Genomic DNA, 25418 nt, shown 5'->3' on the forward strand with positions numbered 1-25418 from the left:
CTGGGGTGCGGTTATCCGGTAGCGTCACTGCCCAGTGCACCGCAGGGTGCACCCGGGAGTGCGTGCGTGCGTGCATCCGTGCGAGATGAGGAGGTCCCCAGTGGCCATTGTCGTGGGATACGTCGCCACCAAGGAAGGTCGGGCAGCGCTGAAGCAAGCTGCCGAGGAATGTGTCCTTCGCAAGACGAAGCTGGTCGTGATCAGCTCGCACCGCGGCGGCCGCGACTTCGACGCGGCCGAGGCCACCCGCTTCGAGGCGGAGCTGGAGCGGGTGCAGCAGGTGCTCGAGGAGCAGGGTCTCGAGCACGAGGTGCGCCAGCTCGTCCGGGGGAACGACCCGGCCGAGGACCTCATCTCGGTGGCCGAGGAGGAGAACGCCACCTTCATCGTCATCGGCCTGCGCCGCCGCAGCCCGGTCGGCAAGCTCATCCTCGGTTCGAACGCGCAGCGCATCCTGCTGGACGCGAGCTGTCCGGTGCTCGCCGTCAAGGCCGACTGAGGTCGCGAAGGCGCCGATCGAGGGGTGGGAGCCCGGCTGGTCCCCGGGCCGGCGGGCCGGCCGTTTTTCGCCTGCGGAGCGGTCGGCGTTTTATAATGTCGTTCGAGCCGGGTCGCACAGGGCGAACAGTGAGATCGATGTAGGGATCGACTCCGAGACACCAGACACGTCCGGCATGAATCCCCACCCCTGTTCGTTGTGCTGATGCATGCCCGCGCCAGGGGTGCGGACCACACGACGAGCCAGCGACGAAAGGCGACCCTGCCCGTGCCCAAGGTGACCTCAGCGGGAGCACCGACGACCTTGCCCAAGGCGTTCCAGCATGCTCCCATCAAGCGGCTGCTGGCCAAGGGCAAGGCGAGTGGTCATGTCACCGCGACGGACGTCCTGCATGCCCAGACCGAGGCAGGGCTCGACCCGCGCCGGATGAAGTCGGTCCTGACAACGCTTGAGCAGCATGGCATCGACGTGGTCGTCACGACCGGGTCGACGAGTTCGACGAGTACCCGTACCGGGACCAAGGGAGGCACCGTGGCCACGCGCAAGACGACCGCGACCGCGACGAAGAGAGCTGCGCGGAAGGCTGCGGCCGAAGCCGGTTCGCGCGAGCAGTCCGAGCACGACCCGGTACCGGCGAAGGCCACCAAGCCGGCCCCGGGCAGGACGGCCGCGACGAAGTCCGGCCCGAAGGCGCCGGGCGCGCCGGCCCGGACCAACGGCGAGCTCTCCCGGGCCGCGGCCGGGAAGGCTCCCGCGAAGAAGGCCACCACCAAGCGGGCCGCGACCCGTAAGGCACCGGCCGGGAAGGTCGCCGGGGCCGTCGAGCCCGTCGAGCAGGACTCCGCCGACGACGAGGCGGCCGAGCCCGAGGACGCCGACCCGAGCGAGCTGGAGGACGTCGACGTCTCGGAGGTCGAGGCCGTGGCGGACGACGAGGCCGAGGGCCATGCGGAGGACGGGCCCGAGGAGGCGAGCGACGAGGATGACTCGACCGGCGAGGCAGCCGGGCGCAGCGCGAAGTCCGGTGAGGGCGCGGAGGAGTCCGAGGAGTCGGGGTTCGTCATCCGCGACGACGACGAGGATGACGCCCCCGCCCAGCAGGTCGTGACGGCCGGGGCGACGGCGGACCCGGTCAAGGACTACCTGAAGCAGATCGGCAAGGTCGCCCTGCTCAACGCGGAGCAGGAGGTCGAGCTCGCCAAGCGCATCGAGGCCGGGTTGTTCGCCGAGGAGCAGCTCAACTCCGGCGACAAGATCGAGATGAAGCTCAAGCGCGAGCTGTGGTGGATCGCGCAGGACGGCAAGAAGGCCAAGAACCACCTGCTGGAGGCGAACCTTCGCCTGGTGGTCTCGCTGGCCAAGCGCTACACCGGGCGCGGCATGCTCTTCCTCGACCTCATCCAGGAGGGCAACCTGGGCCTGATCCGCGCGGTCGAGAAGTTCGACTACACCAAGGGCTACAAGTTCTCGACCTACGCGACGTGGTGGATCCGCCAGGCGATCACGCGCGCCATGGCCGACCAGGCCCGCACGATCCGCATCCCGGTCCACATGGTCGAGGTCATCAACAAGCTCGCCCGCGTCCAGCGACAGATGCTGCAGGACCTCGGTCGGGAGCCGACCCCGGAAGAGCTGGCCAAGGAGCTCGACATGACCCCGGAGAAGGTCGTCGAGGTGCAGAAGTACGGCCGCGAGCCGATCTCGCTGCACACCCCCCTGGGCGAGGACGGCGACAGCGAGTTCGGCGACCTCATCGAGGACTCGGAGGCGGTCGTGCCCGCCGACGCGGTCAGCTTCACGTTGCTCCAGGAGCAGCTGCATTCCGTGCTCGACACGCTCTCCGAGCGTGAGGCCGGCGTCGTGTCGATGCGGTTCGGCCTGACCGACGGTCAGCCCAAGACGCTCGACGAGATCGGCAAGGTCTACGGCGTCACCCGGGAGCGGATCCGCCAGATCGAGTCCAAGACGATGAGCAAGCTCCGGCACCCCAGCCGCTCCCAGGTCCTGCGCGACTACCTCGACTGAGGGACGCGCAGGGCTCGACGGGGACCGGGGTCAGCCGCCGTCGCCGCCTCCGCCGGTGAACCGGTTGGTCAGCCGGCGCCATACGGACACCCCGGCCTCCGGCCACAGGAAGGCGCGCAGCCGGACCGACCAGGCCCGGGTGCGCCCGACGTTCCGGCGGATGCTGCGGATGTCGTCGTGCAGGGCCGCGGTCTGCTCCGGGGTGGTCCGCTCGGGCCGGTCGTAGCGGGATCGCTCCAGGGTGGCCGTCACCCGGTGGACGGCGCCCGCGCCGGCGCTGTCGAGGTGGCCGTCCCGGATCAGGCGGTCCCGCCAGGTGCGCAGGGTGCCGCCCTCGGGTGGGTCGATGCCGAGGTCGCGCAGGTGAGCGGTGAGGGCGTCCCAGTCGGCCTCGACGAGGTCCTGCCGGTTCGCGGCCCGATGCCGTCGGCGGCGCCGGACCGTCGCGGCGGTGAGCGGCATGACGAACACCGCCAGGAGCGCGACGAGCAGACCGACCACGAACAGGACGTTGCGCACGGTCACTGCGGCCCTGATCTCGTCCCACGGCGTCAGCACCGGGGCGACCACGTCGGGCTGGTCGAGCCCGGGCCGGCCGGTCTGTGCCGGCGCGCTGGACTGACCCGGCTCGGGGGCCTGCTGCCCGCCCCCGGTCGCGCCGGGCCCGCTCGCGACGACGGTGTAGGGCGGCGGGGCGCCGGAGCGGGCCCCCGGGGTGGGCTCGAAGCGCAGCCAGCCGAACCCGTTGAAGTACAGCTCCGGCCAGGCGTGCGCGTCGGAGGCCCGCACGACGTACTCCTGACCCTCCTGCTCGCCCGGGAGGAACCCGACGGCCAACCGGGCCGGGATGCCCTGCGCTCGGGCGAGCATGATCATCGCGGTCGCGAACTGGGTGCAGTAGCCCCGCCGGGTGAGCCGGAAGCTGGTGATCGGGTCGAGCGGGCGGCCCTGCTGGTCGCGCGGCTGCTTGCCCAGGTCGAGGCTGTAGGTGTAGATGCTCGTGTCGCGCAGGTGGTCCTGGATCGCGATCGCCTTGTCGAGCTCGGTGGTCTTGCCGGCCGTCACCTGGTCCGACCACGAGATGACGGTCCGGCGGGCGGCCTCGGGGATGGCCAGGTCCTCCGGGCCGACCTCGGCCCCGTCCGGGGGCCCGGCCTGCTCGAGCTGGCTCGGCAGGGGAGCGACGTCGGCATACGTGACCCGGTAGGTGGACACCGGCCGGGCGACCCGGATGTCGCCCGTGCTCGGGTCGCGGCGCCACGGGACACCGTCCATCGACACCCCCACGACGGGGTACGGCGCGGCGACCCGCGGGGGACGCAGGGTGTTCTCCCGGACCGTCATCGTGTAGTCCTTGCGGTCCGCGGCCGGCGGCAGCGGTGACGCGGCGCCCGCCGAGGCGTCTCGTCCCTGCGCGACCCATTCGCCGTGCGAGGTGTAGGTGGCGGTCGCGAACACCCGCAGCGGCGGGCGCGGGCCCGTGGTCGAGTACCGCAGCACCGGGGTCTGGTCGGTGTCCTTCAGGCTCTGCGTCAGGTCGAGGGTGTCGTTGAAGCCGACGGTGCCGGCGCCGCCGGGCCCGACGCTGCGGCCGAGCCCTTCCGCGAGGTAGCGCGGCGGGAGGTGGGGCACCACGACCGGCACCACGAGCGCCAGGACCAGGCCGACCAGCCCGAGCCGCACCGCCCCGCCCGAGAAGGACCGCTGGGCCTCCCTGGCGTGCTCCTGCACCCCGACGCTCCCGTCGACCCCGGTGTCCTCCTCGCCGACCGAGCTCGTGGTGCTCCAGCGTCGGAAGCGGCCGCGCTCGGTGGTGTGCAGCATCGCCAGCCAGATCACGACCGGGGGGACGAAGTAGCGCGGCTCGAGCGCCTCGGAGCCGTTCGCGGCGGTGATCAGGTAGGCCGTCAGCAGCGGCAGACCGGCCGCCGCCGGCGCGTGCCAGGTCGCGGCCATCGCGTCGACGGTGATCGCCAGGGCCGCCCCGATCACGACGAGGCAGAACGTCACCCCCGGCGTCAGCGGGGCCGGTGCGGAGTACCGCTGGATCGTGTCGTAGGCCTCGGCCACGAGGGCGCCGAGCCCGTCCCAGGTCTCCGGCAGGTACCACGCCTGCTGGTCCTGGCTGAAGCGCCACACCACGACGTAGCCGACGACGAGCACCTGTGCGGCCAGCACGGTCAGCCGGGACCGGGTGATCCCACGCAGGACGAGGCCTACGGTGGCCGTCAGCGCGGTGAACACCACGACCTGCGGGAACCACTCGGTGGAGGTGAACAGCGAGGTCACCGGATAGGTCGCCGCGAGGGCCGCCAGGGCCCCGAGGACGGTGCTGCGCCAGCGACGTGGGCTCATCGCCCGGCTCCCGCCGCGACCGTGGTGAGCCGGTCCCAGGTCCGGCCGATGTCCTCGCCCCGGGCGACCGGCACGGCCCGCCAGCCGGCCAGTCGCAGGACGTCGACGTGGGAGGTCACGTCGTCCACGTCCGGGGCCGGGCCGAAGCCGGCGGAGTCGAGCACCATGGCGAGCCCGGTCGTGCCGACCTGCCGCAGGCTGGCCACGCGGGCGGTCACCTCGGGGTCGCAGGGCCCGAGGACCGCCACCACGAACCCGCCCGAGTCGGTCAGCGACTGGGCCGCCCGCAGGACGTCGTCGGCACCGGTCTCGGCCCGCGGCTGGGTCACGGCGAGCACGTCGAGGATCTCACCGCGCCCCATGGGGTCCCCGGCCCGGGCCGCGTCGACGGTCTCGCTGCAGACGAGGTGGACGGCATACCCGTTGTCGACCAGGTGGACCGCGACCGAGGCCAGCGCGGTGACCGCCCACTCGAACGAGCCGGTCACCCCGGTGCCGCCGTGGGCGCCGGCGCGGGGGTCGAGCAGCAGGATGGCTCGGCGCTGGGCGGGCCGGTCCTCCTGACGCACCATGAGGTCGCCGACGCGTGCCGTGGAGGGCCAGTGGATGCGCCGCAGGTCGTCGCCGTCGCGGTACTCCCGCACGGTCACGTCGTCCTCGCCGTGCAACGCCAGCAGGTGGGCCTGCTCACCCTCCGAGCCGACTCCCGAGCTCGGCGGCCGGTTCGCCGAGAGCGGGTGGACGGCCGGCAGGACGACGACGTCCGTGGTGCCGGCCAGGACGGCCCTGCGGGTGGCCAGCCCGAAGGGGTCGGGGACCAGCGCGCTCAGCGGCCCGAGCACGTGACGGCCGCGCACGTGGGAGCGCACGGAGTACTCGACGGTCCGCGTCCGCCGCGGTGCGATGCGGCCGACGACGAAGCGGGGCCGGTCCCCGAGCGCGAAGTCGATCCGTTCCTCGGCCAGGAAGACCGGCGTCGAACGGTCGGCGAGGTTCTGCACCGTCATCGTCACGTGGGCCGGCTGCCCGACGCCGACGCGCTCCGGCGAGAGGTGCCGCACGATGCGCAGGCGGGTCCGCCGGGTCCGCACCAGTACGGCCGCCACGAACGGCAGGGCGAGCCCGAGCACGCCGAACCGGATGAGGTCGACGAAGCCGAAGGCGATCCCGGACAGCGCCAGGACGATCCCGGCCCCGACGAGCGCCCGGCCCCGGGTCGTCAGGAGGCTGCGCAGCGATCCCATGGCGGCCACGCCCTCACCGCGCCGCCGGAGGCACGGGGGTCTGCCGGAGCAGCTCGAGCACGACCTCGCTGGTCGTGCGGCGCGCCAGCTGGGTCTCGCTGGAGGGCATCAGCCGGTGGGCCAGGACCGCGACGGCGAGCGCCTGTACGTCGTCGGGGATGACATGGTCGCGTCCTTCGAGGGCGGCGTGGGCCCGCGCCGCGCGCAGCAGGTGCAGGGCGGCCCGCGGCGAGGCGCCGAGCCGCAGCGCCGCCGAGGAGCGGGACCGACTGACGAGGTCGACGATGTACTGCCGGATCGCCGGGCTGGCATGCACGCCCCGGACCGCCTCGGTGACCGCCACGACCGTGGCCGCGTCGGTCACCGGCTGCAGCGACTCGAGCGGGGAGCGCGCCCCGTGCGTCTCGAGCAGGTCGAGCTCCGCCCGGGGCGACGGGTACCCCATGGAGATTCGGGCCATGAAGCGGTCGCGCTGCGCCTCGGGCAGGGGGTAGGTGCCCTCCATCTCGATCGGGTTCTGGGTCGCCATCACGATGAACGGCTCGGGGAGCCGGTAGGTCGTGCCGTCCGCGGTGACCTGCCGCTCCTCCATCGACTCGAGCAGCGCCGACTGCGTCTTGGGGGAGGCCCGGTTGATCTCGTCGCCGACCACCACGTTGGCGAAGATCGCGCCCGGCCGGAACTCGAACGTGCGCGCGTCCTGGTTGAAGACGCTGACCCCCGTGACGTCGCTCGGCAGCAGGTCGGGGGTGAACTGGATGCGTCGCACGGTCGCGTCGATCGAGCGGGCGAGCGTCTTGGCGAGCATCGTCTTGCCGACCCCCGGCACGTCCTCGATGAGCAGGTGGCCACCGGCGAACAGGACCGTGACCGTCGTGCGGATGACCTCGTCCTTGCCCTCGATGACCCGTCTCATCGCGCCGGTCAGCCGGGTTGCCACCTCGTGGACGAGCCCCAGTGCCGTGTCCGTGTCACGGCCGGTCGTTTCCGTCGTCACGCTACCTCCGGTTCCCCCTGCTGGACGCGCTCCCACGGGTGGCGGGGCGCGTGCCGTCACGCGATCCGATCTTCCCTCATCCGTGGGCTCCCTCCAAAGGGGCGGTCCTTCCACCGTGCCCCACCTGCGCCCCGGGGCGGGCGGGCTCGGCCGGTCCTCAGGTCCGGCTCGGGTATGCCGCCGAGCCGGCTTCGCGCGCCCGGGCCGCACCGGACGGGCTGGGTGCTGGTGCTTTCCTCCACTTCGCACCACCATCGGTGACCTGCGAGAACGCGCCGAAGTCGGGTATGACACGGAGGTTCGTGACGCCGCGGTGGAGTGAAGTGGAGTATCGTGGCGCCGAGCGGGACGCAGCGGGTCGTCCCCGGTCGCGGAAGGGGAGGTGGCCGAGCATGTTCCTCGGTACGCACACCCCGCGACTCGACGAGAAGGGGCGGCTGTTCCTGCCGGCCAAGTACCGGGAGCGCCTCGCCACCGGCCTGGTCGTGACCCGCGGGCAGGAGCGCAGCCTGTACATCTACCCGATGGACGAGTTCGTCACCCTCGCCGACCGGATGCGCGCGGCCCCGCAGAGCTCGAAGGGCGCCCGGGACTACATCCGCGTGTTCCTCTCCGGTGCCTCCGACGAGGTCCCCGACAAGCAGGGCCGGTTCACGATCCCCGCCAACCTGCGCCAGTACGCCGGGCTCGACCGCGACGTCACCGTGATCGGGGCCGGTTCCCACCTGGAGGTCTGGGACACCGCGGTCTGGAACGACTACCTGGCGGCGACCGAGCAGAGCTTCGCCGACACGTCCGAGGAGGTGGTTCCCGGCATGTTCTGACCCGTCCGGCGGCGCGCCTGCGCGCCGGCCTCCAGCCGCTTCGCTCCCGGGGTGACTTCCCCCGCCCCGGGCGTCGCAGCGGATGGGGACCAGTCCGCAGGCCCGGGCCGCTCGAGCAGCGACCCGGCGGACACGAGCACCAGACCACGACCACCCACGCCAGGACCACCAGACCACCCGGGCCACGACCCGCAGGAGCAGGACCGAGAGGGCGAGCATGACGGACCGAGGACCGGCGCAGGGCCGCCACGTCCCGGTCCTGCGGGAGCGCACCATCGACCTGCTCGAGCCTGCGCTGGCCCGTCCGGGCGCGGTGTACCTGGACGCGACGCTGGGGATGGGCGGGCACGCGGAGGGAGTCCTCGACCGGTTCCCCGGGGTCAGCGTCGTCGGGGTCGACCGGGACCGCGAGGCGCTCGCCCTGGCCGAGGAGCGCCTTCGCCGGTTCGGGGACCGTTTCCGCGCGGTCCATTCCGTCTACGACCGGCTCGGGGCGGTGCTCGACTCGCTCGGCATCGAGACCGTCCAGGCGATCCTGTTCGACCTGGGTGTCTCCTCGCTGCAGCTCGACGAGACCGACCGAGGCTTCGCCTACCGGGTCGCCGCGCCGCTCGACATGCGGATGGACCAGTCGGGGGGGCCGACGGCAGCCGACGTGCTCAACACCTATCCCGCGTCGGAGCTGGCCCGGGTCCTCGCGGAGTACGGGGAGGAGCGCTACGCGCGCAAGATCGCCGCGGCTGTCGTGGGCGAGCGCGAGCGCGCGCCCTTCACGACCTCCGAGCGCCTCGTCGAGCTGCTGCGGCGGGTCATCCCGGTCAGCTCGCAGCGGCAGAGCGGCCATCCCGCCAAGCGCACCTTCCAGGCGCTGCGCATCGAGGTCAACGACGAGCTGGGCACCTGGCAGCGGGCCGTCGCCGTGGCCATCGAGCGGCTCGCCGTCGGCGGACGCATCGCGGTCCTGTCCTACCACTCCCTCGAGGACCGCATCACCAAGCGGGCCTTCGCCGCCGGGGCCGCCTCGAGCACCCCGCCCGGGCTGCCCGTCGAGCTGCCCGACCACGCGCCGTACCTCCGACTCCTGACGCGCGGTGCCGAGGAACCGACCGAGGCGGAGGTCACGGCCAACCCCCGGGCCGCCTCCGCCCGGCTCCGCGTCGCCGAGCGCATCCGAGAAGGCGCACCAGCCAGGCCGGACCATCCGAGGAAGGGACCCACCCGATGAGCCAGCTGACCGCCACCGCGAGGCCCCTGCGGACCGCCCGGCGGCTGCCCTCCAAGGCACCGCTGCGGGTCCTGCCGACCCGGATCGGCACGAGCGGGAGCGGCGCCTTCGCGACGCTCTGCCTCGTGCTGCTCACCGCGGGGCTGATCGGGCTGCTCGTGCTGAACACGGCACTCGCCGAGGGCTCGCTCACGCTCGGGTCGCTCAAGAAGGAGTCGGCGGGCCTGAGCGACCGGGCCGGTGGCCTGACCGAGCAGATCGCCAGGGAGTCGTCGACCAACGCGCTCGCCGCCCGGGCCACCTCCCTCGGCATGGTTCGATCCGGTCAGCGGGCCTACATCGACCTGGCCACCGGGAAGGTGAGCGGCACGGCCTACCCGGCCACCAGGCTGCAGCGGCTGCCGATCGTCGTCGCCCCGATGCCCGCGCCCCGGGTCATGACCCGCCTCACCTCGGCACTCGACGTGGCGACCGCCGACGCGATCGCGGTCGCGAAGGCGATGGCGGCGATGACGGTCGTCCCCGCCACGCCGAAGGTCGCCGGTAGCACGCTGCCACCGTCCGCGACGGACACACTTGACCCGACCAGCAGGACGACGCGACCGCCCGCGACGACGAGGTGACTTCGTGACCCAGACCCGAGGAACCGGCACCCGGCGGCCGGATACTCGTGGCGGGGCCGGCGAGGCCGGGTCGGGTGCCGCGCGCCCCGGGGGCCGGGCGGCACCCGGCCGCGACACGCCGTCCCGGCAGCGCCCCGCGCGTGGACGCGGCCCGGCACCCACGCGGCGAGGTGCAGCCGGCCGGCCGCGCCCCCTGCGCCGGCACCGCCGCAGGTCCGCCAACCCCCGGCGCCGGGCCCGGGTGATGCTGGGCCTGACCCTCGTGATCCTGCTCGTCTTCGGCGGCCAGCTCTTCCGGGTCCAGGGTCTCGACGCCTCGGCCACCCAGCAGGCCGCCATGAGCAAGCGGTCGGTCAAGACCGTCACCCCCGCCATGCGCGGGCAGATCCTCGACACGAACGGCCGGGTGCTCGCCGAGAGCGTCGAGCGGTTCACCGTCGTGGCCGACCCGGTCGCCATCGCCGAGTACCAGGTCAAGGTCGGGGACGTCTGGCAGAAGGTCGGCGCGGTCGGAGCCGCGAGCGACGTCGCGCCGCTGCTCGGCATGGACGCCGGCGACCTGCAGACCCGCTTCACCCGCCCGGGCACGCGTTACGTGATCGTCAAGAAGGACGTCACCCCGGCGGTCTGGAGCGAGGTCAAGTCGCTCGGCGTGCCGGGCATCGCCGCCGAACGGACCGCCGCGCGCGTCTACCCGCTCGGGATGGCGCTGGGGCCCGTCGTCGGGGTCGTGCGGCCGTCCGACCAGTCGCCGCTGAGCGGCATCGAGTACCAGCTCGACAAGACCCTCTCCGGGACGCCCGGCACGAGCATCTACGAGCGCGCCCGGGACGGCTACCTGATCCCCGGCTCCGAGCGCGTCGACACCCCGGTCGTCAACGGGCGCACCGTCCGGCTCACCATCGACGCCGACCTGCAGTGGCTCACCGAGAACGCCCTGGCCAAACGGGTCCGGGACGTCGGCGCCAAGAAGGGCTCGGCCGTCGTCATCGAGGTCGCGACCGGCAAGGTGCGGGCCCTGGCCAACTACCCGTCGTTCGACCCCAACGACCTCAGCCACGCCGACCCCGCGAACATGCGCAACGGTGCCCTGAACGACGCCTTCGAGCCGGGGTCGACCGGCAAGCTGATCACCTTCGCGGCGGCCCTGCAGGAGGGCGTGATCACCCCGGACACCGGGGTCATCGTGCCCAACCGCCTGCCGCGCGCCGGTATGCGGTTCAAGGACAACGAGAACCACCCGACCGAGTACCTGACCGCCACCGGGGTCATCGCCAAGTCGTCCAACATCGGCACCATGCTCATCGGCGAGCGCATCGACCCGAAGGTCCTGGTCGGCTACTTCCACCGGTTCGGGCTGGGCTCGAAGTCACCCATCGACTTCCCAGGGGAGTCCGCCGGCGACGTCCCTGCGGCCAAGCAGTGGGTCGGCGCCTCCCGGTACACGCGGCTGTTCGGGCAGGCCTACTCGGCGACCGCGCTGCAGATGACCGGCGCGTACCAGGCGATCGCCAACAAGGGCCTGCGGATGCCGCCGACCCTGGTCGACGGCGTGATGAACGACTCCGGCACCCTCGTGCCCGCGCCGCCCCAGCAGGGCGTGCGGGTCGTCCCGGAGCGCACCGCCACCACGCTGAGCCGGATGATCGAGGAGGTCACCGGCCCGGACGGCACCGCCCGGGACGCCCGGATCAAGGGCTACCGGGTCGCCGGCAAGACCGGCACGGCCGACTTCTACGACCAGCGGACCGGCGGCTACCACGGCTTCACCGCGTCCTTCATCGGCTACGCCCCGGCGGAGGCGCCGAAGTACGTCGTCGGGGTGTTCCTGCACCAGCCGAGCGCCGGCATGTTCGGCGGTGCCCTGGCCGGCCCCGTCTTCAACCAGGTCATGAGCTACCTGATCGAACGCGACGGCGCCGCGCCGAGCCCGAAGTCAGCCCTCGACTACCACGTCTGGGTGGGGCACAAGCTGTCCCCCTCCGACCCGGACGTCCTGTCCGAGGCCCGGGCGAAGCGCGACGGCCTGTAGGTTGGGATGTCGTGTCCACACCCGCCACCCGCCCCAGTGCCTCGGGCCAGCGACTCGCCGACCTGAGCAGGAGAATCGGCCAGGGAACCCCCTCGGCCGACGTTCTCGTCACCGGCGTGTCCCTGGACAGCCGCACGGTGCTCCCGGGTGACCTGTATGCCGCCCTGCCGGGCTTCAACGTGCACGGCGCCACCTTCGTGCCGCAGGCGGTACGCGCCGGCGCGGTGGCGGTGCTGACCGACCCCGCCGGGGCCGCCCGTCTCGACGGCGGGTCCGTGCCGGTCCTGGTCGTCGACAACCCCCGCGCGGTGCTCGGCGGGCTCGCGGCGGCGGTGTACGGCGACCCGGCGCGCAGCCTGACCACGGTCGGCATCACCGGCACCAACGGCAAGACGACCACCGCCTACCTGCTCGAGTCCGCGCTGCGGGCCCACGGCCTGCGCACCGGCCTGATCGGCACCGTCGAGACCCGGATCGGCGCCGAGCGCATCCCCTCGGTGCGCACCACCCCGGAGTCGCCCGAGCTGCACGCCATCCTCGGCGTCATGCGGGAGCGAGGGGTCGACACATGCGTCATGGAGGTCTCGAGCCACGCGCTGGCCCTGCACCGGGTCGACGGGGTCGTCTACGACCTGGCCCTGTTCACCAACCTCTCCCAGGACCACCTGGACTTCCACGGGACCATGGAGCAGTACTTCGCCGCCAAGGCCACCCTGTTCACTCCGGCCAGGTCGCGGCGCGGCCTCGTCTGCGTCGACGACGCCTGGGGGCGCCGGCTCGCCGCCACGGCCGGGGTCCCGGTCACGACCTTCTCGGCGACGGGGGCCCCGGCCGACTGGGCGGCCCACGCGAGCGCCGACGAGATCGTGCTGCGCCCACGCACCGGTGCCGGTGAGCTGCACCTCGTCTCGCACCTGCCCGGTGACTTCAACGTCGCCAACACCTGCCTCGCCGCCCTGGCCCTGCTCCTGCTCGGGTGCAGCCCGGCCGAGGTGGACCGGGCCATGGCGCACCCGCCCGAGGTCCCCGGGCGCATGCAGGTCGTCACCGCCGGTGCCGGCGGCCCGCGTTGCATCGTCGACTTCGCCCACACCCCCGACGCGGTCGACGCCGCCCTGGCCGCCCTGCGCCCGTCGACGACCGGCCGGCTCGTGGCGGTGCTGGGCGCGGGCGGCGACCGCGACCGTGGGAAGCGGCCCGACATGGGCGCCGCGGCGGCCCGGCACGCCGACGTCGTCATCGTCACCGACGACAACCCACGCTCCGAGGACCCCGCCGCCATCCGGGCGGCGGTCCGGGCGGGGGCCGAAGGTGCCGTGCGGGGCGGGCACGCCACCGCGACCGACATCGTCGACGGCGGGTCCCGGGCCGACTCGATCGCCCGCGCCGTGGCCCAGGCCGTGCACGCCGCCCGCGAGCAGGGTCGCATCGACACCGTCGTCGTCCTCGGCAAGGGGCACGAGTCCGGACAGGAGGTCGGGGGAGTGGTCCACCCCTTCGACGACCGGGAGGCGCTGCGCGCGGCGCTCGCCGCGGCGGGCGACCCACCGTCCGTCACCACATCGTCGACGCGAGCGGGGGGTGCCCCATGATCCCGCTGCTCCTGGCCCGAGTCGCCGAGCTGACCGGGGGCGTGCTGCACGGCGACGTGCTGGACGGCGACCGCGCCCGCGCGCTCGTGGTGGACGGGCCCGTGGTGACCGACTCACGGGAGTGTCTCGCCGGCAGCCTCTATGTCGCCCGGGTCGGCGAGCACGCGGACGGGCACGACTTCGTGCCCGCCGCCGCCGCCCGCGGGGCGGTCGCGGCGCTCACCGCCCGGCCGGTCGACGGACTGCCCTGCGTCGTGGTCCCGGACACCCAGCTCGCCTTCGGCCGGCTCGCCCGGGGCGTCCTGGCGGCAGCGCCCGGGGTGCGGGTCGTCGGCATCACCGGCTCCTCGGGCAAGACCTCGACCAAGGACCTGCTCGCGGCGGTCCTGGCCACCGCCGGGCCGACCGTCGCGCCGGAGGGCTCCTACAACGGCGAGATCGGGGTGCCGCTCACCGTGTGCCGCATCACGCCCGCCACCCGGTTCCTGATCGTCGAGATGGGCGCGCGCGGGGTCGGGCACGTGGCCTACCTGACCGAGATAGCGCCGCCGCAGGTCGGCATCGTCCTGAACGTCGGCACCGCCCACCTCGGCGAGTTCGGCTCCCGCGAGAACATCGCCCGCGCGAAGGCCGAGCTGCCGCAGGCCCTCCCGCCGACCGGCCTGGCCATCCTCAACGCCGACGACCCCCTCGTGGCCGAGATGGCCGAGGGGCTGGCCGCACGGGTGTGCCTGTTCGGCACCTCGCAGCGGGCGCAGGTGCGCGCCGAGGGCGTCGTGCTCGACGAGGCCGGCCGAGCGGCATACACGCTCGTCGCCCCGCAGGGCCGGGCACCGGTGCGGCTGGCGCTGGTCGGGGCGCACCACGTCGCCAACTCGCTCGCCGTCGCGGCTGCCGCGCTCGAGCTCGGGCTGGAGCCGGACGCGATCGCCGCCGCCCTGGGCCGGGCCCGGCCGGTGAGCCGCTGGCGGATGGAGGTCACCAGGCGGGCCGACGGCGTGGTGGTCGTCAACGACGCGTACAACGCCAACCCCGAGTCGATGCGCGCGGCGCTCGACGCGCTGGCCGCCATGGCGACCAGCGGCCGCCGCTGGGCGGTCGTCGGCGAGATGCTCGAGCTCGGCACCGCGAGTGCGGCCGCGCACGCCGAGATCGGCCGGTATGCCGCACAGCTGGGGATCGACCGCATCGTGGCGGTGGGCGAGGGGGCCCGGGCGATCGGTGCGCCGGAATGGGTCGCCGACACGGGCGCGGCGTTCGACCTGCTGCGCGTCGAGCTCGTGCCGGGCGACGTCGTGCTGTTCAAGTCGAGCCGCGACAGCGGGCTGCGCTGGCTCGGGGACCGGGTCGCCGGCCGGGGCGAGACGCCCGGCGAGCCGGTCGGCGGGGAGGCGGCGTCGTGAAGGGCATCCTGATCGCCTCGGCATTCTCGCTGGTCATCTCGCTGCTCGGCACGCCGGTGTTCATCAGGTTCCTGGTGGCCCGCGGCTACGGGCAGTTCATCCGCGACGACGGCCCCACCTCCCACCACACCAAGCGCGGCACCCCGACGATGGGCGGCGCGGTGATCCTGGGGGCCACGGTGGGCGCCTACGCGCTCGCCCACCTGGTGACGCTGACCCCGGTCAGCGCCAGCGGCGTGCTGGTCCTGTTCCTGATGGCCGGGCTCGGCGTCGTGGGCTTCCTCGACGACTACATCAAGATCTCCAAGCAACGCAGCCTCGGCCTGCGCTCGAAGCAGAAGCTGGCCGGGCAGGGCCTGGTCGGCGTCGTCTTCGCGGTCCTGGCCCTGCAGTTCCCCAACGCGCAGTTCCGCACGCCCGCCTCGCCGTTCATCTCCTTCGTCCGCGACACGAACATCAACCTCGCGTTCTACGGGACCGGGCTCGGCGTCGTCCTGTTCGTCATCTGGGCCAACATCATGATCGCCGGTGCCTCCAACGGCGTGAACCTCACCGACGGCCTGGACGGGTTGGCCACCGGGGTCTCGACGATGGTCTTCGGCGCCTACGTCCTGATCAGCCTGTGGACGTTCAACCAGAACTGCCAGATCAACCCCGGGATCAAGTGCTACGAGGTGCGCGACTCGCACGACCTGGCCCTGGTCGCCGCGGCCGGCATGGGCGCCTGCTTCGGGTTCCTCTGGTGGAACGCGTCCCCGGCGAAGATCTTCATGGGGGACACCGGCTCGCTCGCGCTCGGTGGCGCGCTGGCCGGGCTGGCCATCACCACCCGCACCGAGCTGCTGCTGGTCATCCTCGGGGGCCTGTTCATCCTCATCACGATGTCGGTCATCATCCAGGTGGTCTCGTTCAAGACGACCGGGCGGCGGGTGTTCCGGATGGCGCCGCTGCAGCACCACTTCGAGCTGGTCGGCTGGGCCGAGGTGACGATCGTCATCCGGTTCTGGATCATCGCCGGGCTGTTCGTCGCGCTCGGGCTCGGGGTGTTCTACGCAGAGTGGGTGGTGGGCTCCGCATGACCCTCGAACCGGGCTACGAGCCCCGTCCCGGCCTGACGCACCGCGACGCCGACTGGAGCGGCCTGCACGTGCTCGTCGTGGGTCTCGGCGTCTCTGGCTTCGCTGCGGCCGACGCGCTGACCGAGCGGGGTGCCGAGGTCACCGTGGTGTCCCGCGACGTCACCGACGCGATCACCGAGCGGGCGCAGATCCTGCAGATCCTCGGCGCCGAGGTCCGGCTCGGCCCGGAGCACCTGCGCCGCCCGCCCGACGGCACCGAGCTCGTGGTCACCTCGCCGGGAGTGCCGCCGCACGACCCGCTCATGCTGGCGGCCGCCGCCGCGGGCGTGCCGGTGTGGGGCGAGGTCGAGCTGGCCTGGCGGATGCGCGCGCAGGAGGGGGCCGCGCCGTGGTTGACGGTCACCGGGACGAACGGCAAGACCACGACCGTGGGCATGCTCACCTCGATCCTGCAGGCCGCGGGCCTGCGCGCGACCAGCGCCGGCAACGTCGGCACCCCGATCCTCGAGGCGGTGCTGCACCCCCAGCCGTATGACGTCATCGCGGTCGAGCTGTCCAGCTTCCAGCTGCACTGGCAGCGGTCCGTCTCGGCGGTGGCGAGCGCGGTGCTGAACGTCGCCCCGGACCACCTGGACTGGCACGGGTCGTACGCCGACTACCTGCGGGCCAAGGGCCGGATCTACGACCGCACCCACATCGCCTGCGTCTACAACGTCGCCGACGTCCAGACCGAACAGCTGGTGATGGACGCCGAGGTGGTCGAGGGCTGCCGGGCCATCGGCTTCACGCTCGGCGTGCCCGGACCCTCGATGGTCGGGGTGGTCGACGAGGTGCTCGCGGACCGCGCCTTCGTCGAGCAGCGCCAGTGGTCCGCCGCGGAGCTGTGCACCATCGCCGACCTGCGCGGTGACGCCGCCTCGGTCCCGCCCCACTACATCGCCAACGCGCTGGCCGCCGCCGCGCTCGCCCGGGCCTACGGCGTCGGCCCGCTGTCGGTGCGCGACGGCCTGCGGGCCTTCCGCCCGGACCGGCACCGCCTCGCGGTCATCGACGTGCCGGGACCGGTCCGGTGGGTCAACGACTCGAAGGCCACCAACACCCACGCGGCGGCGGCCGCGCTGCGGTCCTTCGAGACCGTCGTGTGGATCGCGGGGGGGCTGCTCAAGGGCGCCGACGTGGACGGCCTCGTCGCGGAGGTCGCCGCGCGGCTGCGGGGAGTGGTCCTGATCGGCCGGGACCGGGCGCAGATCGCCGCAGCGCTGGCCCGACACGCGCCCGACGTCCCGGTGATCGACGTCGCCGAGACCGACACTGAGGCCATGGACCAAGTCGTCGCCCAGGCTGCGCGCCTCGCCCAGCCGGGCGACGTCGTCCTGCTGGCTCCCGCCGCCGCGTCGATGGACATGTTCGAGAACTACGGCGCCCGTGGGGACGCCTTCGAGGAGGCGGTGCGCCGGCACGTGGCAGGTGGTGGCCGGTGACCTCGACGACCGAGACCCGCGGCTCGGCAACCGCGCCCGCCACCGGCCGCGGCGAGGGCTCGCGGCTGGCCGCGCTGCCGGTCATCGGCAAGCTCGAGTCGCCGCTGACGACCTACTACCTGATCCTCGGGGCGATGACCACCCTGGTGGTCTTCGGCCTGATCATGGTCTTCTCCGCCTCGAGCGTGAGCTCGCTGCTGCGCGACGAGGCCGCCTACTCCGTCTTCGCCAGGCAGGCCCTGTTCGCGGTGGTCGGCGCGCTCGCGGCGGCGGTGGCCAGCCGGCTGCCGCTCGCCTGGTGGAAGCGCCTGTCCCTGCCCTTCTTCGTCGGGTCGGTCCTGCTGCTCGCCCTGGTCTTCGTCCCCTCGCTCGGCGTCGAGGTGAACGGCAACCGCAACTGGCTGCGGGTCGGCCCGGTCCAGATCCAGCCCGCCGAGCTGGGCAAGCTGGCGCTGGTCCTGGTCGGCGCGATGGTCTTCGCCAACAAGGGAGCCCTCGCCGGCCTCATCCGGCACGCGATCCTGCCGTACCTGATCCCGGTCGCCGCGATCATCATCGCCCTGGTGCTGGGCGGGCACGACCTCGGAACGGCGCTGGTCATGTTCGGGATCGTCGCCGCGGTCCTGGCGGTCGCCGGTGTCCGGGCCCGCTTCTTCGTGCTCGCCGGGGGCTTCGCCGTCGCCGGGATCGTCTACCTCGTCCAGGCGAGCGACAACCGGATGGCCCGCATCGCCAACTTCCTGTCCCCGGCCTGCCAGTCCGACCCCGACGGCTGGTGCGGCCAGTCGGTCCACGGGATGTACGCCCTGGCCGACGGCGGGTGGTGGGGCGTCGGCCTGGGCGCCTCGAAGGAGAAGTGGGACTGGCTGGCCGAGGCGCACAACGACTTCATCTTCGCCATCATCGGCGAGGAGCTCGGCCTGCCCGGCACGCTCGTCATCCTCTTCCTCTTCGCCGTCATCGCCTGGGGCTGCTACCGGCTCATGGTCCGCACCCGCGACCGCTTCGTGCGCATCGCGACGGCCGGGATCATGGCATGGCTGCTCGGCCAGGCGATCATCAACATCGGGGCCGTCATCGGGCTGCTGCCGGTCATCGGCGTCCCGCTGCCGCTGGTCAGTGCCGGCGGATCCTCGCTGGTCACGACGATGCTCGCCCTGGGCATCCTGCTCTGCTTCGCCCGCAACGAGCCCGGCTGTCGCACGCTGCTCGGAGCCCGGCCGGGGTTGCTCGCCCGCTCCCTCGCCGTGCTGCCGTCCCGTTCCCCACATCGCAGAAACCGGTGATCGCTCGTGTCCTCGCCCACCTCCGTCCTGCTCGCCGGGGGCGGCAGCGCCGGTCACGTGTCCCCGCTGCTCGCCCTCGCCGACGCGCTCACGCGCCGGCACCCGGGCATCAGGGTCACCGGTCTGGGCACCGAGAGCGGCCTCGAGGCGCGGCTGGTCCCGGCCCGCGGGATCGAGCTGCGCTTCGTGCCCAAGGTGCCGCTGCCGCGTCGTCCCAGCGGTGACCTGCTGCGCCTGCCGCTGCGCCTGCGCGACGCGGTGGCGGCGGCGGGCCGGGCCATCGAGCAGACGGGCGCGCAGGTCGTCGTCGGCTTCGGAGGGTACGTCAGCACCCCCGCCTACCTCGCGGCGCGGCGCCGGCGCGTCCCGATCGTCGTCCACGAGCAGAACGCCCGTCCCGGCCTGGCCAACCGGCTCGGCGCGCGCTGGACGCCATACGTCGCGACGACCTTCGCCGCGACGGCGTTGCGGCACGCGACGCGCATCGGGATGCCGCTGCGGCGTGAGATCGCGCTGCTCGACCGGGCCAGGCTGCGTGCTTCGGCGCTGGAGCACTTCGGCCTGGAGAGCCAGTGGCCGACCGTGCTGGTGACCGGGGGGTCGCTGGGGGCCCAGCGGCTCAACGACGCCTTCCGCGACCGCGCCGGCGCGCTCAGCCGGGCCGGGATCCAGGTGCTGCACATCACCGGGGTGGGCAAGCAGTTCGCCCCCGAGGTACCGATGGCCGGCGCGCCCTACGTGACCGTGCCGTATGCCGACCGGATGGAGCTGGCCTACAGCGTGGCCGACCTGGTCGTGGCCAGGTCGGGGGCCAACACCGTGGCCGAGCTGACGACGGTCGGGCTGCCGGCCGTCTACGTGCCCCTGCCGATCGGCAACGGTGAGCAGCGCCTCAACGCCGCCGAGGTGCTCGCCGCCGGAGGAGGGCTGCTCGTGGCCGACGCCGACTTCGCCCCGGCCTGGATCGATCGTGAGCTGGTGCCCCTGGCCACCGACCGGGCGCGCCTGGCCAGGATGGCCCGGGCTGCCGCGGACCTCGGCGAGCCCGCGGCCGACGAGCGGCTCGCCGACCTCGTCGAGCTGGCCTTCCGGAGCGCCTCGTGAGCGCCCCCACGCCGAGCACCCCCTTCGCCCGGGCGCGCTTCGACTTCCGGGCTCCGGTCCCCCGGGCCGAGGACCTGGGCGCCGTCCACTTCCTGGCGATCGGCGGGGCCGGCATGTCCGCGGTCGCCCGCATCATGCTCGCGCGGGGCATCCCGGTCAGTGGTACGGACGCGAAGGACGTGCCGGTCCTGTCGGCGCTGCGTGCCGCCGGCGCCCGGGTCTGGGTCGGGTTCGACCCCGACCACCAGTCGGGTGCCGACACGATCGTGATGTCCTCGTCGATCCGCGCAGACAACGCCGAGCTGGCGGCCGCTCGGGCGCGCGGCCTGCCGGTGCTGCACCGGGCCCAGGGGCTCGTCTCGCTCATGCACGGCAAGCGCCGGGCTGCCGTGGCGGGCGCCAACGGCAAGACGACGACCACCTCGCTGCTGACGGTCGCCCTGCAGGAGTGCGGGCTCGATCCCTCGTTCGCGATCGGCGGTGAGCTGGCCCGGCAGGGCACCAACGCCCACCACGGGTCGGGCGACACGTTCGTCGTCGAGGCCGACGAGAGCGACGGCTCCTTCGTGGCCTACCGTCCGCACGTCGCGGTCGTGACGAACGTCCAACCCGATCACCTCGACTTCTACGATAACTTTAAGGTTGTGGAAGCGGCATACCTGGAGTTCACGCGGACCCTCGAGCCAGGGGGAGTGCTGGTGACCTGCGCCGACGACGAGGGGGCCGGCCGGCTGGCCGCCGCGGCGCGGTCCGACGGGCGGCGCGTCGTCACCTACGGCTTCGCACCGCAGGCCGACCTCCGGCTGAGCGACTACCGGCCCGACGGGCTGCAGGCGACGGTCACCCTCTCCCGGGCGGGCGCCCGGAACCGGCTGGCTCTCGCCGTCCCGGGGCGGCACAACGCCCTCAACGCCGCGGGGGCCTTCGGGGCCGCGGTCGTCGGGCTCGGCCAGGACCCCGACGAGGTCGCCGCCGGCCTCGGGGCCTTCACCGGCACCCGACGCCGCTTCGAGTCCCGGGGAAGCGCCGGCGGCGTCACCCTGGTCGACGACTACGCCCACAACGCCGGCAAGGTCCGTGCCGTCGTGGACACTGCCGTGGGCCTCATGGCCGGGCGCGGCCGGGTGGTGGCAGTGTTCCAGCCGCACCTCTACAGCCGCACGCGGGACTTCGCGGCCGAGCTGGGCGCGGGACTGGCCCGGGCCGACGTCGTCGTGGTGATGGACGTCTACGCCGCGCGCGAGGACCCGATCCCGGGCGTCACCGGTCGGCTGGTCGCCGACGCCGCAGCGGCTCACGGCGCCGAGGTCCACTACCTCCCGTCCCGGTCGGCGGTCGCGCCAACCGTCGCGGCCCTCGCCCGGCCCGGCGACCTCGTGCTGACGATCGGGGCGGGTGACGTCACGACGATCGGCCCCGAGGTGCTGGGCCTGCTGGGGGAGCCGCGGCCATGAGGGGCTGGCCACGCCGGCGGCGCGGGGCGACCGGACTGGGGTCGGCCCGCGAGCGGTTCGAGGCCCGGGCTGCGCGGGCGCGCCGCCGGCCGTTCCTGCTCGCCGGCGGGCTGTTCGCGACCCTCCTGCTGGCCGCCGGCCTGATCTGGGTCGGCTGGATGAGCCCGCTGCTGACCGCGACCGCGGTACGGGTCGAGGGCGTGGCCGGCAGCGAGGCACGGGCCGTGCGCGCGGTCGCCGACGTACCGCTGGGCGGCCCGCTCATGCGGGTGGACACCGACGCCGTCGCCGCCCGCCTGGTGGCCGGCCGGGCCTGGGCCGACATCCGGGTCAGCCGCAGCCTGCCGCATGCCGTGGTCATCCGCGTCACGCCGCGGACGCCCGCCCTGGCCCTGCGCAACCCTAAGGGTCAACTGGAACTTGTGGATGAGACGGGTTTCCGGTTCCGCACCGTCGACGCGGCGCCGAAGGGTGTCCCGGTCGTCACCGCGGACTCGTCGGACGTGACGGCCGACGGCCTGCGTGCCGCCCTGCAGGCGGTGCAGGCCCTGCCCGCGGCGATCCGGGCAGACGTCGCAGACATGACCGTGGGCGCGGCCGACCAGGTGAGCTTCACCCTCACCGACAGGTACGGCCGGCGCACGGTCGTCTGGGGCAGCGCCGGTCAGGAGAGCACCAAGGCCCGGCTCGTGCAGATCCTGCTCGGGCGGCCCGCGTCGACGATCGACGTCAGCGTCCCCGCCGCGCCGGTGACGCGCTGAGCAGCGCGCCCGCGGCAGGCTCGCAGGCCATGCCCGGGAGACGGTCTGCGACGCTCTCGTGTGACGCAAGTGTCCGCTGTGACCCCTCCGGGCGGCTGCGGCCAACCGGCTCGGCGACACGCCGCAGGTGAAGTTGAACGCGCTGGCTCCACCGCATACCGTCAGGGCGACACGTAAGGTTCGTGACCAAACCGTAACCTTGAATCGAAGGTTGAAGTACCAAGGATTCGGGTGCCGAAGGTTCAGGTTCGGTGATCGAACCTCACGTTGGTCGAGTCCCGGTCGGTCGAGTCCCGTCGGTCGACCGGACCGCCCGACCAACAGCCCGCATGACGCTCCAGCATCAGGAAGGCCCGCTCCCGTGGCAGCAACACCGCAGAACTACTTGGCCGTCATCAAGGTCGTCGGCATCGGTGGAGGTGGCGTCAACGCCATCAACCGGATGATCGAGGTCGGGCTCAAGGGCGTCGAGTTCATCGCGATCAACACCGATGCGCAGGCACTGCTCATGAGCGACGCCGACGTCAAGCTCGACGTCGGCCGCGAGCTGACCCGGGGCCTGGGGGCCGGCGCCGACCCGGAGGTCGGGCGCAAGGCCGCCGAGGACCACGAGGAGGAGATCCAGGAGGTCCTCAGGGGGGCCGACATGGTCTTCGTGACCGCTGGCGAGGGCGGCGGCACCGGTACCGGTGGGGCCCCGGTGGTCGCCCGGATCGCCAAGGGGCTCGGGGCCCTGACGATCGGGGTCGTCACCCGGCCGTTCACCTTCGAGGGGCGGCGCCGGGCCAACCAGGCCGAGTCCGGTATCGGCAACCTTCGCGAGGAGGTCGACACCCTCATCGTCATCCCGAACGACCGGCTGCTGTCCATCAGCGACCGCAACGTCTCGATGATGGACGCGTTCCGGTCCGCCGACCAGGTCCTGCTCTCCGGCGTGCAGGGGATCACCGACCTGATCACCACACCGGGCCTGATCAACCTCGACTTCGCCGACGTCAAGTCGGTCATGCAGGGCGCGGGCTCGGCCCTGATGGGCATCGGGTCGGCCCGCGGCGAGGACCGCGCCGTGCAGGCTGCCGAGCTCGCGATCAGCTCGCCGCTGCTCGAGGCCTCCATCGACGGGGCCCACGGCGTGCTGCTCTCGGTCCAGGGCGGGTCCGACCTCGGCCTGTTCGAGATCAACGAGGCGGCCCGCCTCGTCCAGGAGGCGGCGCACCCGGAGGCCAACATCATCTTCGGCGCCGTCATCGACGACGCACTCGGCGACGAGGTCCGCGTGACCGTCATCGCGGCCGGGTTCGACTCCGGCGGGCCGAGCCGGCACGAGGAGGTCCGCGGCGTCGCCGGCGGAGGGCGGGTGACACCGCCGGTGCCGCCCGCGCTGCGGCCCATGACGCCACCGCCCGTCGCCGCGCCCGAGCCGGTCCTGGTCTCGGCGCACGCGGGCCGCAACGGCCGGCAGTCCGGTGCCGACGCGGGCGAGCACGCGCAGCCGGCCACCCCACCCAACGGCGAGGCGCACGTCGAGCAGGCCCACCCGGTGCCGCCACCCGTGCAGCGCCCGCCGCGGCAGGTGTCCGTGACGGACCACGACGAGCTCGACGTGCCCGACTTCCTGAAGTAGCGACCGCCCGGGCGTTCCGCGAGCAGCGGCCCGCCCGGCTGCCGGTAGCGTGGAGCCGTGTTCCACTGGCGCCGTACGATCACCTCGCCGGCTGCGCCGGGCGCGGTGGTGGAGGTCGGCTTCACCGGCCGCGCCGCGGCCCGCGGCGCCGGACCCTGGGCGGGGCTCAACCTCGGCGGCCGGGTGGGCGACGACCCGCGGGTCGTCGAGGCCAACCGGGCGCTGCTCGCCGGACGGCTTGCGGTGGCCCGGGACCGGCTCGTCTTCATGAACCAGACCCACGGCACGTCGATCGTGCAGGTCGACGGAGCCTGGCGTGGCGAGGTGCCGGAGGCCGATGCGCTCGTCACGCCGGCCGCCGACCTGGCCCTGGCGGTCCTCGTCGCGGACTGCGTGCCGGTCCTGCTGCACGACGTCCGAGCCGGGCTCGTGGCCGCGGTGCACGCCGGCCGGCCGGGCCTCATCGGCGGGATCGTGCCACGCGTCGTCGAGCGGCTGCGTGACCTGGGCGCGCAGCAGCTGTGCGCCGTCGTGGGCCCGTCCGTGTGCGCTCGCTGCTACGAGGTCCCCGAGCAGCTGGTCGACCTGGCGGCGGCGGCCGCGGCCAGCAGCCGGGCCCGGTCCTGGACCGGGACGCCGGCGATCGACGTCGCGGCCGGCGTCGTCGAGCAGCTCTACCGGGCCGACGTCAGCGTGGAGTGGGTGCGCGGCTGCACCCGCGAGGACGCCGACCTCTACTCCTACCGTCGGGACGGGCGGACCGGCCGGTTCGCCGGGGTCGTGGTGCGCCGGTCCGCAGGCTCGGCCGCCGCGGTGGACGGCTGAGCGGCATCCGCGCGCCGCACCGCCCTGCGTGTCGCGGCGCGATATCCGACCTTCACAGCCGTCCCTTCTGTACCGTCTGGCGGGAAGGGAACCCGTACCGTAGGAGCAGGCATGGCAGGCGCACTGCGCAAGACGATGGTGTACCTCGGACTCGCCGAGGAGGACACCCGTCCCGATCGCTATGACGACTACGAGGGTTACGACGACTCGGAGCGCTACGACGAGCGCACCGACGACCCCGGCCACACCGCCGGCGTCACGCCGCTGCCCACCAAGCGTGCGGTCGCGTCCGTGGTCCGTGACGTCGAGGTCGGCCGGCTGAGCCGGATCACGACGATCCACCCGCGCACCTACAACGAGGCCAAGAACATCGGCGAGTGGTTCCGCGACCAGGTGCCGGTCATCATGAACCTGTCCGACATGGACGATGCCGACGCCAAGCGGCTCGTCGACTTCGCCGCCGGGCTCGTCTTCGGCCTGCACGGGTCCATCGAGCGCGTCACCTCCAAGGTGTTCCTGCTGTCACCCGCGCACGTCGAGGTGGCGGCCGACGAGGTGGAGGCGCCGTCGGCCACGCGGGGGTTCTTCAACCAGAGCTGACCCGATTGGGTCGCGGCGGCCCGGATCGGTCAGACTTGCGGCATGAACGTGTTCTGGACGATCTACGGGGTGGTGGTCTTCACCTTCTTCATCGCCCTCATCGGCCGGTTCGTCATCGACTGGGTTCAGGTGCTGTCCCGCTCGTGGCAGCCCAAGGGACCCCTGCTCGTCGTCGCCGAGGCCATCTACACGGTGACCGACCCGCCGCTGAAGGCGCTGCGCAAGATCATCCCGTCGCCGCGGCTCGGCGGGATCCGGCTCGACCTCTCCTTCCTCGTCCTGATCCTGCTGACCTCGTTCGCGCTCAACCTGCCGACCTTCTTCTGAGACACCACGGGCGCCCTCGGCGGGTCGCGCCCGGGACTTGCCGATCCGGTGACGGGCA

21 protein-coding genes are annotated in these 25418 nt (G+C 73.2%); 18 read left to right on the forward strand and 3 right to left on the reverse strand.

What is annotated here, in order from left to right:
* Nucleotides 1-100 precede the first annotated feature (100 nt).
* The gene (locus WMI84_RS02405; RefSeq protein ID WP_347350406.1) at nt 101-499 is read left to right on the forward strand and encodes a universal stress protein; all 399 of its coding nucleotides are present in this window, start codon (nt 101-103) and stop codon (nt 497-499) included.
* A 276-nt stretch (nt 500-775) separates the two neighbouring features.
* Nucleotides 776-2524, forward strand: coding sequence for an RNA polymerase sigma factor (locus tag WMI84_RS02410; RefSeq protein WP_347350434.1), 1749 nt, complete (start codon nt 776-778; stop codon nt 2522-2524).
* Nucleotides 2525-2554: 30 nt separating this feature from the next.
* On the opposite strand, the gene WMI84_RS02415 is transcribed toward WMI84_RS02410, so the two are convergent.
* From WMI84_RS02415 to WMI84_RS02425, 3 genes are read right to left on the reverse strand one after another with little or no spacing between them, the layout of a single operon-like run.
* A complete protein-coding gene (locus tag WMI84_RS02415) occupies nt 2555-4879 on the reverse strand; it encodes a DUF3488 and transglutaminase-like domain-containing protein (protein ID WP_347350407.1) in 2325 nt (774 codons plus the stop codon).
* Entirely contained in the window at nt 4876-6123 is a 1248-nt protein-coding gene (locus tag WMI84_RS02420) for a DUF58 domain-containing protein (RefSeq protein WP_347350435.1), read from the reverse strand. Before WMI84_RS02420 ends, WMI84_RS02415 begins: the two co-directional genes overlap by 4 nt.
* Before the next feature lie 13 nt (nt 6124-6136).
* Nucleotides 6137-7120, reverse strand: a complete 984-nt coding sequence (locus WMI84_RS02425; RefSeq protein ID WP_347350408.1) for an AAA family ATPase — start codon at nt 7118-7120, stop codon at nt 6137-6139.
* 392 nt (nt 7121-7512) lie between these two features.
* Between WMI84_RS02425 and mraZ the strand changes: the two genes are divergently transcribed.
* The 16 genes from mraZ to WMI84_RS02505 all read left to right on the forward strand — a co-directional run bounded on the left by mraZ (nt 7513) and on the right by WMI84_RS02505 (nt 25360).
* Complete coding sequence (gene mraZ / locus WMI84_RS02430; protein WP_347350409.1) at nt 7513-7944, forward strand: division/cell wall cluster transcriptional repressor MraZ; 432 nt, start codon at nt 7513-7515, stop codon at nt 7942-7944.
* 217 nt (nt 7945-8161) lie between these two features.
* Nucleotides 8162-9169: a 16S rRNA (cytosine(1402)-N(4))-methyltransferase RsmH gene (rsmH, locus tag WMI84_RS02435; protein WP_347350410.1), complete on the forward strand. Its 1008-nt coding sequence runs from the start codon at nt 8162-8164 to the stop codon at nt 9167-9169.
* The gene (locus tag WMI84_RS02440) at nt 9166-9792 is read left to right on the forward strand and encodes a hypothetical protein (RefSeq protein WP_347350411.1); all 627 of its coding nucleotides are present in this window, start codon (nt 9166-9168) and stop codon (nt 9790-9792) included. Before rsmH ends, WMI84_RS02440 begins: the two co-directional genes overlap by 4 nt.
* A gap of 244 nt (nt 9793-10036) precedes the next feature.
* A complete protein-coding gene (locus tag WMI84_RS02445) occupies nt 10037-11824 on the forward strand; it encodes a penicillin-binding protein 2 (RefSeq protein ID WP_347350412.1) in 1788 nt (595 codons plus the stop codon).
* Between the two features lie 11 nt (nt 11825-11835).
* Nucleotides 11836-13416, forward strand: a complete 1581-nt coding sequence (locus tag WMI84_RS02450; RefSeq protein ID WP_347350413.1) for a UDP-N-acetylmuramoyl-L-alanyl-D-glutamate--2,6-diaminopimelate ligase — start codon at nt 11836-11838, stop codon at nt 13414-13416.
* The gene (gene murF / locus WMI84_RS02455) at nt 13413-14819 is read left to right on the forward strand and encodes a UDP-N-acetylmuramoyl-tripeptide--D-alanyl-D-alanine ligase (protein WP_347350414.1); all 1407 of its coding nucleotides are present in this window, start codon (nt 13413-13415) and stop codon (nt 14817-14819) included. The genes WMI84_RS02450 and murF overlap by 4 nt, the downstream gene beginning before the upstream one ends.
* The gene (mraY, locus tag WMI84_RS02460; protein WP_347350415.1) at nt 14816-15898 is read left to right on the forward strand and encodes a phospho-N-acetylmuramoyl-pentapeptide-transferase; all 1083 of its coding nucleotides are present in this window, start codon (nt 14816-14818) and stop codon (nt 15896-15898) included. The genes murF and mraY overlap by 4 nt, the downstream gene beginning before the upstream one ends.
* Complete coding sequence (gene murD, locus WMI84_RS02465) at nt 15895-17379, forward strand: UDP-N-acetylmuramoyl-L-alanine--D-glutamate ligase (RefSeq protein WP_347350416.1); 1485 nt, start codon at nt 15895-15897, stop codon at nt 17377-17379. The genes mraY and murD overlap by 4 nt, the downstream gene beginning before the upstream one ends.
* Nucleotides 17376-18665 carry a putative lipid II flippase FtsW gene (ftsW, locus tag WMI84_RS02470; protein WP_347350417.1) on the forward strand — a complete coding sequence of 430 codons (1290 nt, stop codon included), beginning with the start codon at nt 17376-17378 and terminating at the stop codon, nt 18663-18665. The genes murD and ftsW overlap by 4 nt, the downstream gene beginning before the upstream one ends.
* 6 nt (nt 18666-18671) lie before the next feature.
* Nucleotides 18672-19769, forward strand: coding sequence for an undecaprenyldiphospho-muramoylpentapeptide beta-N-acetylglucosaminyltransferase (gene murG / locus WMI84_RS02475; protein ID WP_347350418.1), 1098 nt, complete (start codon nt 18672-18674; stop codon nt 19767-19769).
* Nucleotides 19766-21223: a UDP-N-acetylmuramate--L-alanine ligase gene (gene murC / locus WMI84_RS02480; protein WP_347350419.1), complete on the forward strand. Its 1458-nt coding sequence runs from the start codon at nt 19766-19768 to the stop codon at nt 21221-21223. Before murG ends, murC begins: the two co-directional genes overlap by 4 nt.
* Entirely contained in the window at nt 21220-21984 is a 765-nt protein-coding gene (locus WMI84_RS02485; protein ID WP_347350420.1) for an FtsQ-type POTRA domain-containing protein, read from the forward strand. The genes murC and WMI84_RS02485 overlap by 4 nt, the downstream gene beginning before the upstream one ends.
* 361 nt (nt 21985-22345) lie before the next feature.
* Nucleotides 22346-23608: a cell division protein FtsZ gene (gene ftsZ / locus WMI84_RS02490; protein WP_347350421.1), complete on the forward strand. Its 1263-nt coding sequence runs from the start codon at nt 22346-22348 to the stop codon at nt 23606-23608.
* Nucleotides 23609-23665: 57 nt separating this feature from the next.
* On the forward strand, nt 23666-24433 hold the full coding sequence (locus WMI84_RS02495; protein WP_347350422.1) for a polyphenol oxidase family protein: 768 nt from the start codon (nt 23666-23668) through the stop codon (nt 24431-24433).
* Nucleotides 24434-24544: 111 nt separating this feature from the next.
* Nucleotides 24545-25033 (forward strand): cell division protein SepF, encoded by a 489-nt coding sequence (sepF, locus tag WMI84_RS02500; RefSeq protein ID WP_347350423.1) that lies wholly within the window; start codon nt 24545-24547, stop codon nt 25031-25033.
* Nucleotides 25034-25075: 42 nt separating this feature from the next.
* Nucleotides 25076-25360 carry a YggT family protein gene (locus WMI84_RS02505; RefSeq protein WP_347350424.1) on the forward strand — a complete coding sequence of 95 codons (285 nt, stop codon included), beginning with the start codon at nt 25076-25078 and terminating at the stop codon, nt 25358-25360.
* Nucleotides 25361-25418 lie beyond the last annotated feature (58 nt).

The sequence above is a fragment of the Intrasporangium sp. genome, from assembly GCF_039812505.1.
Classification (GTDB): domain Bacteria; phylum Actinomycetota; class Actinomycetes; order Actinomycetales; family Dermatophilaceae; genus Intrasporangium_A.